A 12574-nucleotide genomic window follows, 5' to 3' on the forward strand; every position below is an offset into this window, starting at 1 on the left:
CGAAAACATAGCTTAGGCTTACCTAACTTCGCGCTGGTGGTCCGGTGCGCTCGATCCCCGAGGAGTTGTACGCATGCATCCGCGTCCGGACGACGTGTTCCCGCTGCTGACGCCGCAGGCCGGTATCCACTACGCGCAGCAACTGGACCCCGGCGGCACCGCGTTCCACACCGCGGACCTCATGGAGATCCACGGGGCCGTGGACGAGGACCGGCTGGAGCGCGCCGTACGCCGGACCGTCGCGGAGGCCGACACGCTCCGCCTGCGCGTGACCGAGGTGGACGGCGAGCCCCGACAGTGGGTGCGGGACGCGGCGGACGTACCGGTGCACCGGATCGACCTGCGCACCGACGCCCGGCCGGAGCAGACGGCCGACGCCTGGATCCGCGCCGACCTGGCCCGCCCCGCCGACCCCGGGGACGAGCACGGCCTGATGACGCAGGCCCTCATCCGGATCGCCGACGACCGCACGTGGTGGTACCAGCGTGTCCACCACATCGCCGTCGACGCCTACGCCCTCCAGCTCATCGGCCGCCGCGTCGCCGAGCTGTACACCGCGTTCACGGCCGACCCCGAAGCACCCGCCCCCGCATGCCGGTTCGCGCCCCTGCGGGAGCTCGTCGACGACGAGGCCCAGTACCTGGCGAGCGACCGCCTCGCCACCGACCGGGCCTTCTGGGCCGAGCGCATGGCCCACGCCCCCGCACCGGTGACCCTGTCCCGGCGCCCCGCGACCGGCGCCGCCCGCGCACTCCGCAAGGCGACGGCCGAGCTGGCGGGCCTCGACCGGATCTCCGCCGCCGCCACCGCCGCCAAGGCCACCTGGGCGGAGCTCGTCGTGGCCGCCGCGGCCGCCTACCTGCACCGCGTCACCGGCGCCCCCGAGGTCGTCCTCGGCCTGCCCGTCACCAACCGCCGCGGCCCCGCCGCCCTGCGCACCCCCGCCATGACGGTCAACGTGCTGCCGCTGCGCCTCGCCGTCCGCCCCCAGGACAGCGCCGCCGAACTGCTGCGCCGCGTCGTCCTGGAGATCCGCGCAGTGCGCCGCCACCAGCGCTACCCGCAGGCCGACCTGCGCCGGGACCTCGGCCTCGGCTCCGCCGCCGAGCCCCTCACCGGCCCCATGGTCAACGTCAAGCCGTTCGACGGCGACACCCTCGACTTCGCGGGCCTGCCCGGCACCGTACGCAATCTGGCGGCGGGCCCTGTCGAGGACCTGGCGATCGGGGCCTGGCCGAGCCGCGACGGCGGTCTCGCCCTCAGCCTCGACGCCGCCGCCGACCGCTACGACACCGACGAACTCGCCCGCCACCAGGCCGCGTTCCAGCAGCTCCTGCACGCCCTCACCGACCAGCTCCTGGCCGACCCGCACCGCCCCCTCGCCGCCCTCGACCTGCTGGACCCGGACGAGGTGCGCCGCGTGACGTCCGGCCGGACCGAGGAGCCGGTCACGACGACCGTGCCCGCCGCCTTCGCCGCGCAGGCCGCCCGCACCCCCGACGCCGTCGCCGTGCGCTCCGCCGACCGTGCCCTCGCCGCCCTCACCTTCGCCGAACTGGACGCCGCCGCCAACCGGCTCTCCCACGAACTGGCCGCCCGCGGTGTCACCGCCGAGACCGCCGTCGCCCTCGCCCTGCCGCGCGGCACCGACATGGTCGTCGCCCTGCTCGCCGTCCTCAAGGCGGGCGGCGTCTGCCAGCCCCTGGACCTCGGCCACCCCGCCGCCCGGACCCGCGCCGTCCTGGCGGACGCCCGGCCCGTGTGCGTCCTCGGCACCACGGACACCCTGGCCGCCCTGCCCTCGCATGCCGTGCCCGAACTCGCCCTGGACGACCCGGACCTGGGGGACGCGCTGGCGGCGAGACCCGGCCTCGTCCCCGCAGCCGCGCCCGCGCCGGACAGCGCCGCCTACGTCATCCACACCTCCGGCTCCACCGGCCGCCCCAAGGGCGTCGTCGTCACCCACGCCGCCCTGGCCAACCTCCTCGCGGGCCACGGCACCGACCACATCGCCCCGGCTCTCGCCCGCACCGGCGCGGCCCGGCTGCGCGTCGCCCACAGCGCCTCGTTCGCCTTCGACGCCTCCTGGGACCCCGTCCTGTGGATGGTCCACGGCCACGAACTGCACCTGCTCGACGACGTGACGTACCGCGACCCGGCGGCCCTCACCGCCTACGTCGACACCCACCGCGTCGACTACCTCGACGTCACGCCCTCCTACGCGGAGGCCCTGATCGCGGAGGGTCTGCTCGACGACGGCAGGCACCACCCGGCCGTCCTGGTCGTGGGCGGCGAGACCGTGCCGGAGCCGCTGTGGCGACGCCTGACCGCCGTCGCGGGCCTGCACCCGCTCAACCTGTACGGTCCGACGGAGACCACCGTCGACGCCTACTACTGGACCGGCGCCGACGCCGACGGGCGGCCCGTGCGCGCCAGCCGCCCGTACGTCCTCGACTCCAGCCTGCGCCCCGCCCCCGACGGCATGGCCGGGGAACTGTACGTCGCGGGCGCCTGCCTGGCCCGCGGCTACCTCGGACGGCCCGACCTGACCGCCGAGCGCTTCGTGGCGGACCCGTTCGGGGAGCCGGGCGGCCGGATGTACCGCACCGGGGACCTGGTGCGGCGCCGGGCGGACGGCACCCTGGAGTTCCTGGGACGCACCGACGACCAGGTGAAGATCCGGGGCTTCCGGATCGAACTCGGCGAGATCCAGAGCGTGCTGGCCGCGCACCCCGAGGTCGCCCAGGCGGCCGTCATCGCCCGCGAGGGCGCCACGGGCAAGCGGCTGCTCGCGTACGCGGTGCCGCGCACGGCGGACGGGAGCGGTGCGGGCCGGAACGAGGGGTCTGTCGCGGGCGGCGGCGGTACCGTCCCGAACGACAGCCCGTTCCCGCGTGCCGGTGCCGGTGCCGGTGCCGGTGCCGGTGCCGGAGCCGTCCCGCGTCCCGCCACCGCCGTCGACCCCGCCGCCCTGCGCGACCACCTCGCCGCCGTCCTCCCCGAGCACATGGTCCCCACGACCGTGACCCTCCTCGACGCGCTGCCGCGCACCGCCAACGACAAGCTCGACCACCGCGCCCTGCCCGAGCCGCAGACGCCCGCCCCCAGCACGCCCAACGCCGGGGCCGACCACGCCGATCCGCACACCGAGACCGTCTGCGGGCTCTTCGCGGACCTCCTCGGCCTCGGCGACCCGGTCGCCCTCGACGCCGGGTTCTTCGACCTCGGCGGCCACTCGCTGCTCGCGGCCCGCCTCGCCGCCCGCGTCCGGGAGACCTTCGGCGCCGCCGTCTCCCTCGCCGACGTCTTCCGCACGCCCACGCCCGCCGGGCTCGCGGCGCTCGTCCGGGCCCAGGAGGCCGAGGGCGCCCGGGACCAGGACACGGCCACCGTGACCGCGATCCCCCGCACCGGCGACCTCCCCCTGTCGCCCGCCCAGCAGCGCCTCTGGTTCCTCCACCGCCTGGAGGGCCCGAGCGCCACGTACAACATCCCGCTGGCCCTCAGCCTCGAAGGGCCCGTCGACCGGGACGCCCTCACGCTGGCCCTGCATGATCTGAGCGCGCGTCACGAGACGCTCAGGACCGTGTACCCCGTCGCGGACGGCGCCGCCGACGACCTGCCCTGCCAGCGGATCCTCGACGCGGACGACCCCGCCGCCCGACCGGTCCTGCACCTCGCCGCGCCCGGCGACGACCTGGGCGGCGCGGTTCGGCACTGCTTCGACCTCGCCGCCGAACCCCCGCTGCGCGCGACGCTGTTCACCACCGGCCCCGACCGGCACACGCTCCTGCTGCTCCTGCACCACATCGCCGGGGACGGCGCCTCCACCACCCCCCTCGCCCGGGACCTCGCCACGGCCTACGCCGCCCGGCTCGCGGGCCGCGCCCCGGAGTTCCTGCCGCTGCCCCTGCAGTACGCCGACCACGCCGCCCACCAGCAGCGCCTGCTCGGCCCCGCCCAGGCGCCGACGGCGCTCGCCGAGCGGCACCTGGCGTACTGGAAGCAGGCCCTCGCCGGGCTGCCCGACCAGCTGGAACTGCCCGTCGACCGGCCCCGCCCGGCCGTCGCCTCGCACCGGGGGGACACCGTCCCCTTCCACCTCGACACGGCGGCGCACACCGCCCTGGCCCGGCTCGCCCGCGCCACCGGCACCAGCGTGTTCATGGCCGTGCAGGCCGGGCTCGCCGCCCTGCTCACCCGCCACGGCTGCGGCACCGACATCCCCCTCGGCACGCCGGTCGCGGGGCGCGCCGACGACGCCACCGCCGACCTCGTCGGCTTCTTCACCAACACCGTCGTGCTGCGCACCGACACCTCCGGCGACCCGACGTTCCGCGACCTCCTGGAGCGGGTGCGCGCCACCACTCTCGGCGCCCACGAACACGACGCGCTGCCCTTCGACCACCTCGTCGAGGCCCTCAACCCGGCCCGCTCACTGGCCCGGCACCCCCTCTTCCAGACGATGCTCGCCTGGCAGTCCGTCCCCGACACCGCCTTCGCGCTCGCCCCCGGCCTCGGCGCCCGCATGACCGCCGTGCCGTCCGGCACCGCCAAGTTCGACCTGACGCTCAACGCCGGGGAACTGACCGGCGGCGGCATCGGCGGGTTCCTCGAATTCCGCACCGACCTGTTCGACCGCGCCACCGTCCAGGCGCTCGCCGACCGCCTCGCGCGGCTGCTCACCGCCGCCGCCGACACCCCCGACACGCAGCTCGGCCTGCTACCGCTGCTCGGCGCCGAGGAACTGCGCCGCGCCCTGGTCGACGGCAACGCCCAGGCCCTGCCCGGCGGCCCCGCCACGCCCGCCACCCTCGCCGAGCGCTACGAGGAAGCCGCCCGCACCCACCCCGACCGCACCGCCGTCAGCCACGACGGGCAGCGGCTCACCTACGCCGAACTGTCCGCCCGCGCCCACCGCCTGGCCCGGCTGCTCGCCGCCCGCTCCATCGGCCCGGGCTCCATCGTCGCCCTCGCCCTGCCCCGCTCGACCGAACTCGTCACCGGCCTCCTCGCGGTGTCCCTGTCCGGCGCCGCGTATCTGCCGCTCGACCCGGACTACCCGGCCGAGCGCCTCGCCTACATGCTGGAGGACGCCCGGCCCGCCGCCGTCGTCACCGACACGGCCACCGTGCCCCGGCTGCCCGCCCACGACCTGCCGGTCATCACCGTCGACGGCGAGCCGACCACCTCGTACGCGGACACACCGCTGCGCGACGAGGACCGCACCAGACCCCTCGCGCCCCAGGACCCGGCGTACGTCATCTACACCTCCGGTTCCACCGGCCGGCCCAAGGGCGTCGTGGTCTCCCACCACAACGTCACCCGGCTCCTGACCGCAACCGACCACTGGTTCGGCTTCGGCCCGGACGACGCCTGGACGCTGTTCCACTCCTACGCCTTCGACTTCTCCGTGTGGGAGCTGTGGGGTGCGCTCCTGTACGGCGGCAAGGTCGTCGTCGTACCGCACCTCACCAGCCGCGACCCGGGCGCCTTCCTGTGCCTGCTCGCCGAGGAGCGCGTCACCGTCCTCAACCAGACGCCGTCGGCCTTCTATCAACTGGCCGCCGCCGACCGCGACGACCCCGGGCGCGAACTCGCGCTGCGCTACGTCGTGTTCGGCGGCGAGGCGCTGGAGCTCGGGCGGCTCGCCGACTGGTACGAGCGGCACGCCGAGGACGCGCCGACCCTGGTCAACATGTACGGCATCACCGAGACCACCGTGCACGTCACCCACTTCCCGCTCGACCGCGCCACCGCCGCCGCTGCCACCTCGTCCACCATCGGCGTCAACATCCCCGACCTGCGCGTGTACGTCCTGGACGACCGTCTCCAGCCGGTGCCGCCCGGCGTCACCGGGGAGATGTACGTCGCGGGGCAGGGCGTCGCCCTCGGCTACCTGGGGCGGCCCGAGCTGACGGCCACCCGGTTCGTCGCCGACCCGTACGCCGGCCTCTTCGGGGAGCGCGGCAGCCGCATGTACCGTTCCGGCGACCTCGCCCGGCGCCGCGCCGACGGCACGCTCGAGTACTTCGGGCGCGCCGACCAGCAGGTGAAGATCCGGGGCTTCCGGATCGAACTCGGCGAGATCGAGGCGGTCCTGGCCGCGCACCCGGACGTCGCGGACGCGGCCGTCGTCGTCCGCGAGGACACCCCCGGCGACCAGCGCCTCGTCGGCTACGCCGTGCCCACCGCGGGGGCCGTCGGCGCGGCGGACCTGCGTGAGCACGCCGCCCGGCACCTGCCCGTCCACATGGTCCCCGCCACCGTCGTGTCCCTCGACCGGCTGCCCCTGACCGGCAACGGCAAGCTGGACCGCAAGGCGCTGCCCGCGCCCGGCGCGCCCGCCGTCACCGGTGGCGGACGCGCGCCGCGCACCCCGCGCGAGGAACAGCTCTGCGTGCTCTTCGCCGATGTCCTCGGTCTCGAACGGGTCGGCGCCGAGGACAACTTCTTCGACCTCGGCGGGCACTCGCTGCTCGCCGTGCGCCTCGCGGCCCGCGTCCAGGCGGCGTTCGGCACCCCCGTCTCCATCGGCACCGTGTTCCAGTCGCCCACCGTCGCCGCCCTCGACGCCGTGCTCGACGCCGACCGCGAGGACGACCCGCTGGACGTCCTGCTGCCGCTGCGCCCGGCCGGGGACCGCGCCCCCTTGTACTGCGTACACCCCGCCGGCGGGCTCAGTTGGTGCTACGCGGGCCTCATCCGGCACCTGCCCCCGGACGTACCGGTCTACGGCCTCCAGGCGCAGGGCGTCGGCCCCGCCACCGCCGCCGAGCCGCTGCCCGCCACCCTCGAAGAACTCGCCGCGCACTACGCGTCCCGCCTCCGCGAGGTCCAGCCGCACGGCCCCTACCGGCTGCTCGGCTGGTCCACCGGCGGCATCATCGCGCACGCCGTCGCGGCCCACCTCCAGGCCGCGGGCGAGGAGGTGCAGCTCCTCGCGATCCTCGACGCCTACCCGGCCGAGGGCTTCCGCGACCTGCCCGAGTCCGACCACGCCGAAGCCCTCGAATCGCTCCTGACGATGGGCGGCTACGGGCCCGACAGTCTGGAGGGCAAGGCCCTCACGACAGCCAACGTCGTCGAGGTCCTCCACCGCGAGCACAGCCCCCTCGCCGCCCTCTCCACCGCGACCATCGAAGCCCTCGCCGACACCTACCTCAACACCAACGACCTGGTACGGCGCTACGACCACCGCCGGTTCGACGGCGACGTGCTGTTCTTCCGCGCGACCGTCGACACCATCGACGACGCCCTGACGCCCGACACCTGGACGCCCTACGTGAGCGGACGCATCGACAACACCGACGTCGCCTGCTCCCACAAGGACATGACCCTGCCCGAGCCGATCGCGCACATCGCCCGCGTGGTCGCCGACCGCCTGACCCAGCTGGAGAAGTGACCCCATGTCCGTGACCGGCGAAGCCCCCGCCAACCCCTTCGACGCGGACGGCCCCACCAGCGTCTTCGTCGTCCTCGTCAACGAGCGGCGCCAGCACTCCCTGTGGCCGCTGTTCGCGGATGTTCCCGACGGCTGGATGGTGGTGTACGGGCCCTGCGCCCGTGCCGCGGCGCTCGAGTGGATCACCAGTCGTGACGCAGGGGCGCTGGCCCGGTGAAGGACAGCCCCGCGCCTCCGGCGAAGGACAGCCCGGCGCCTTTGGCGAAGGACCGCTCCGCCCGCCTGCTCTCGCCGAGAGCCGCCGTCGTGGTCGTCTACGTCGCCGCGATGTGCATGAACGGCCTGGACTCCACCATCGTCAACCCGGCGCTGTTCACCATCGCCGAGGACTTCGGCCGTCCCGTCTCCGCCGCCAACGCCGTCGAGACGGCCTTCCTCGTCGCCCTCGCCCTGACCCTGCCGGTCGCGGGCTGGCTCGGCGACCGCTGCGGCACCAAGCGCGTGTTCCTCGGCTCGCTCGCGGTCTTCACCGCCGCCTCCGCGCTGTGCGGACTCGCCCAGGACCTGCCGACGCTGATCGCGGCCCGCGCGGTGCAGGGCCTCGCGGGCGGCCTGCTCACCCCCGTCGGCATGACGCTGCTGTTCCGTACGTACGCCCCGCACGAACGCGGCAAGCTGGCCAAGGCGCTCATCGTGCCCACCGCCCTCATGCCCGCACTCGGCCCGCCGCTCGGCGGCCTGCTCACCGAACACGCCTCCTGGCACTGGCTGTTCTTCGTGAACGTGCCCGTCGGCCTCGCCGCGCTCCTCATCGGCGTCCTCGGCCTGCGCGAGCACGTCGAGGGCACCACGGGCCCGTTCGACCGCACCGGCTTCTGGCTGGCGACGCCGGGCCTCGGCCTGCTGACGTACGCCCTCGGGTACGGCCCCGCACACGGTTGGAGCAGCCCGCCGGTGGCCGCCGCCGGAGTCCTCGGAGCGGCCCTCCTCGTCGCCGCGGTCCGCCACCTGAGCCGCACCCCCGAACCTCTCCTGCGCCTCGGCCTGCTCACCGACCGGAACTACGGGACGGCGTCGGTGCTCGCCGTCCTCACCGCCGCCGGGCTCATGGGTCTGCTCTTCGCCTTCCCGCTGCTCTACCAGGCCGCCCTGGGCGCGTCCGCGCTCGACGCCGGCCTCAGCGTGTTCCCCGAGGCACTCGGCCTGATGCTGGCCTCCCAGCTCGTTGACCGGCTCCTGCCACGCCTCGGCCCCCGCCACCTCACCGTGCCCGCGTTGCTCCTCGCCACCGTCGTCTTCGCCCTCCTCGGCGTGCCCGGCGTCGCCGACAACGCGTGGGCGGTCCGGCTCCTGATGTTCCTGGTCGGCCTGGTCCTCGGCACCGCCGTACTCACCGTGCAGCTCGCCGGGTTCGAGTCGATCGCCCCGCCCGACATGGGCCAGGCCATGGGCCTCTTCCAGATCGTGCGGACCCTCGGCGGAGCCGTCGGGATCGCGCTGTGCGCCGCCGTGATCGGAGGCGGCGGCCACGGCGGCACTCCGGACGCCGGACCGTTCCGGGCGGCGGTGTGGGGGACGGCGGCGCTCGTCGCGGTGGGCGCGCTGGTGGCGCTGCGCCTCCCGGCCGGGGCGCCGCAACCGCCGCCGTACGAGGACGAGCCAGACGAGGCAGAGGAGGGGGAAGGGGACGCGGTGGTGGTCTGAGTTGTCCTGGTCCGAGCACCGCCGTGTGGCGCGGGTGTGGCACGTCGTCCCCGTGACCACGACGGTGCTCGGACCACGGCGTCAAGGCGGGGTCCGCGCGGTGGGCGTCCGCCCGCCGTTCCTAGACTCGGCCCATGGAGATCACCGATATCGTCGCCCTCGCCCGTGACCTCGCCCCCACCGGCGTGCTGCGCGCTTCCGTCAATCTCGGCAATCCCGTCCTCGCCCAGGGCACCCCGGACGCGCCCCGCGGGGTCACGGTCGACCTCGCCGGTGAGCTGGCCCGGCGCCTCGGCCTGCCCGTGGAGTTCCAGTGCTTCGACGCGGCCCGCAAGTCCTACGAGGCCATGGCCACCGGCCACGCCGACCTGTGCTTCCTCGCCGTCGAACCGGCCCGCGAGGCAGAGGTCGCGTTCACCGCCCCGTACGTGCACATCGAGGGGATGTACGCCGTCCCTGCCGACTCCGCGCTGCGGACGCCGGAGGACGTGGACCGGGCGGGCGTCCGCATCGGGGTGAAGCAGGGCTCCGCCTACGACCTGTACCTGACCCGCACCCTGCGCCACGCCACCGTGGTCCGGGGCCCGGAGGGCGTCGATGTCTTCCACGCCGAGAAGCTGGAGGTCGCGGCGGGTATCCGGCAGCCGCTCACCGCCCACGTCGCCGAGCGGCCCGAACTGCGGTTGGTCGAGCCCGCGTTCATGACCATCCGGCAGGCCGTGGGGACCACCAAGGACCGGCGTCCGGAGACGGTGCGATTCCTGAGCGGGACGGTGGCCGAGCTGACGGCGTCCGGGTTCGTCGCCGAGGCGCTCGGCCGGTCCGGTCAGGATCCGGCGCTCGCCGCCCCCGAGGCGTAAACAGCCCCGATTGAGCCTCACATGACAATCCCGGCGAAGCCTCCGTGCGGCCAGCGGTCCCTGGCCTGTCGTCGACCGGCGACGACCGTCCCCGCGCAGGCGGCACTGCGAAACCGCTGCCGCTACCCAATGCGGAGGATCACCCGGCCGTGGCCTCGTGCATGTACGCCGCTGCAGCCGACAAGAACGCATCAAGGGCAGCGCGGGAGGCTCGGTCCTTGTCGTACAGATCACCTTCGTCCTGTGCCCAGTGGATGGCCCTGACAGTCTGGTATGCATGCTGCGCAGACCGCACCAACTCGGGTTCCTCCACGAGCAGTTGTAGGCGAGTGAGCGCGGACCAGGCAGCGGGGCGGAGCTGGATCGATCTTTCCCGCGCCTCGATGGCTTCGGCTCCCCCGGGGCTCTCCTGTTCGTGCCTCCACCGATCGTGCTCCGCACGGCGGACGCTGTGCAACGCATCTGCGACCGCACAGAATGCTGTGAGTCGCTCCTGCCTCAGCTGTTCCGTGTTGCGATTTCGTTCACCGTGTTCAGCGGTGCGCACCTGGAGCAGGTATGTGATCACTGAACCCATCAAGGTCCCGACTACGGCGACGGCAGCGGCCAGCACGACTTCCATTCGCATAGAGGACCACAGCGGACAGGTCCCCGGAGTCGGACCCGATGCCCCGACTCCAACGCGTCACGGCTCGGGGGCGGTTCCTCCAAAGGCACCTGAGTCGGCCGGAGGAGGCTGTCGATCAGCGCCGCAGCAGTTCGGCAAGGTGGTGTCTGGCCTCCACGGGATGAAGTCCCAGTGGGTTGAGGTCGTCTGCCGTCGCCCAGGACAGTTCGAACCGGTTGTCCGGTGCGTTCGCCTCGGCCTCCGGGCCGGACAGCCGCGCACATCCCTCGACATCGGCCATCAGGAAGTACGTGGCCGGACGATCATTGTGCAGCCCCGTCCACAGGACCCGCTCGACCCGGGCAACCAGCGTCGTTTCCTCACGCAGCTCCCGCACCGCGGCCTCTGCCATGGTCTCGCCCGGCTCGACGTGGCCGCCGGGCAGCACCGCGTAATCGTGGCCCCCGCAATCCGGCCCGCTCCACCCGACAGCGGCACACACCGCGCACGCCGCAGCTGTTCGATGGCGCCGGAAGCGTTTCATCAAGAGAACTCGTGGCCCATCCAGGACGACACTCACCGCGCGAGGGGTCGGCATCCTCATATCCTCCCAGCGTTCCACGGAGGATTCAGCCGGACTTCTCTCTCCCCCCGCCGAAGCCCGCACCTCGGGGGCGTTCGGAAAGCGATGTGCCAGGTTCCGACCGACCCGACTGCTCAGCGCCCGGACAGCAGCGCCGCCAGACCGGACGCCAGGCCGCCCCGCCAACAGGCGTAGTCGTGGCCGCCGTTGAACTCGGTGTACGACACGTCGTAGCCCCGCTCCAGGAGGACGTCCCGCAGCCTGCGGTTCTCCTGAAGGAGCAGCCACTCCTGGAGGCCGACTTCGAGGAGCAGGCGGACCGGTCGGCGCGGGGCGGACGCGTACTGCCGGGTCAGCCACTCGGTGCCCCGTTCGTCGTCGGGCCACCAGAACGACCCCGACTGGGACAGCGCGAGGCCGAACCGGTCCGGCCGGTGGTGCGCCGCGAACGCCGCGGTGAGGCCGCCCGCGCTCTGCCCGGCCACGACCGTGCGCTCCGGCCGCGTGTCCGCGCCGTACCGCTCGGCCGCCCACGGCAGCAACTCGTCCGCCAGCCAGTCGACGAACGGCCCGCTGCACGACAGGTCCTCCATGCGGCGGCCCATCGTGTCCACGAGCAGGGCGACCGTCGGCGGCAGCGCGCCGTCCGCGTGCAGGTTGTCGAGGACGTCGCCGACGCCCAGCACGGGACCCCACATCTCCCCGTCGAGGAGGACCGCCACGGCGTACGGGCCGCCCTCCGGCGCATGACCGGGCGGCAGGTGCACGGTGACGCGCCGCCCCCGCACCTCCGCGTCGACGCTCCGTCCCCGGGGCACGCCGGGCCTGCGGCCGGTGTGCGGCTCCGCGGGGGCGTCCTGGAGGGACAGGACGGAGGCGGGGGAGCGGCCGTCGCGGGACGGCAGGACGGGGGCGGGGTTCAGGGGGTCGGGAACCGCCGCGTCCAGTACGGACATCCAGGACCCCCGGTCGGTGCGCAGGACGTCCTCGCGGGAGCCGCTGTGCGGCAGGAACTGGTACGAGGCGCGGTGGTCGGCGCGCAGCCGGTGGCTGATCGCCCAGACGGAGGTGGCGTCCACGCGGTGCATGAGATGGGTGGACAGATCGCCGCTGTGGCGGGCCCGGTCGGTGACCGTGTGGAGCAGCGCCAGGACGTCCGACGCGGGCGCGGCGGGGTCGTCGCGCCACACGAACGTGACGAGGCGGTGCGCGGGGTCGCCTTCGGGGTCGGGCTCGACGAGCGGGGCGCCCAGCGCCTCCACACGGAGCCAGAACTCGGCTTCCGCGCCCGCGACCTGGGCGCGGACGGCCTGGCGCAGGGTGCGGAGGAGGGGGCTGCGGGGGTGGGTCACGTGGGGGTACCTCTCACGGGCGGGGTGGGAAGGCCGGGCAGATCGGGGGTGTCGGGAGGGGCG

7 protein-coding genes are annotated in these 12574 nt (G+C 74.3%); 4 read left to right on the forward strand and 3 right to left on the reverse strand.

The window, feature by feature from the left end:
* Positions 1-73: 73 nt before the first annotated feature.
* The 4 genes from IE274_RS20405 to IE274_RS20420 all read left to right on the forward strand — a co-directional run bounded on the left by IE274_RS20405 (position 74) and on the right by IE274_RS20420 (position 9969).
* On the forward strand, positions 74-7405 hold the full coding sequence (locus tag IE274_RS20405; protein WP_190117263.1) for a non-ribosomal peptide synthetase: 7332 nt from the start codon (positions 74-76) through the stop codon (positions 7403-7405).
* A gap of 4 nt (positions 7406-7409) precedes the next feature.
* Positions 7410-7622: an MbtH family protein gene (locus IE274_RS20410; RefSeq protein ID WP_190117264.1), complete on the forward strand. Its 213-nt coding sequence runs from the start codon at positions 7410-7412 to the stop codon at positions 7620-7622.
* A 41-nt stretch (positions 7623-7663) separates the two neighbouring features.
* Complete coding sequence (locus IE274_RS20415; protein WP_229909705.1) at positions 7664-9109, forward strand: MDR family MFS transporter; 1446 nt, start codon at positions 7664-7666, stop codon at positions 9107-9109.
* A 134-nt stretch (positions 9110-9243) separates the two neighbouring features.
* Positions 9244-9969: a transporter substrate-binding domain-containing protein gene (locus tag IE274_RS20420; protein WP_190117265.1), complete on the forward strand. Its 726-nt coding sequence runs from the start codon at positions 9244-9246 to the stop codon at positions 9967-9969.
* A gap of 139 nt (positions 9970-10108) precedes the next feature.
* Here IE274_RS20420 and kilB read toward each other — a convergent pair whose 3' ends face one another.
* The 3 genes from kilB to fes all read right to left on the reverse strand — a co-directional run bounded on the left by kilB (position 10109) and on the right by fes (position 12511).
* Positions 10109-10597 (reverse strand): plasmid transfer protein KilB, encoded by a 489-nt coding sequence (gene kilB, locus IE274_RS40600; RefSeq protein WP_504740276.1) that lies wholly within the window; start codon positions 10595-10597, stop codon positions 10109-10111.
* 115 nt (positions 10598-10712) lie between these two features.
* Positions 10713-11180, reverse strand: coding sequence for an NUDIX domain-containing protein (locus IE274_RS20425; RefSeq protein WP_307822154.1), 468 nt, complete (start codon positions 11178-11180; stop codon positions 10713-10715).
* A gap of 113 nt (positions 11181-11293) precedes the next feature.
* Entirely contained in the window at positions 11294-12511 is a 1218-nt protein-coding gene (gene fes, locus IE274_RS20430) for an enterochelin esterase (protein ID WP_190117267.1), read from the reverse strand.
* Between the last annotated feature and the right edge of the window lie 63 nt (positions 12512-12574).

The organism is Streptomyces flavofungini (assembly GCF_014650815.1).
GTDB classification, from domain to species: Bacteria; Actinomycetota; Actinomycetes; order Streptomycetales; family Streptomycetaceae; genus Streptomyces; species Streptomyces flavofungini.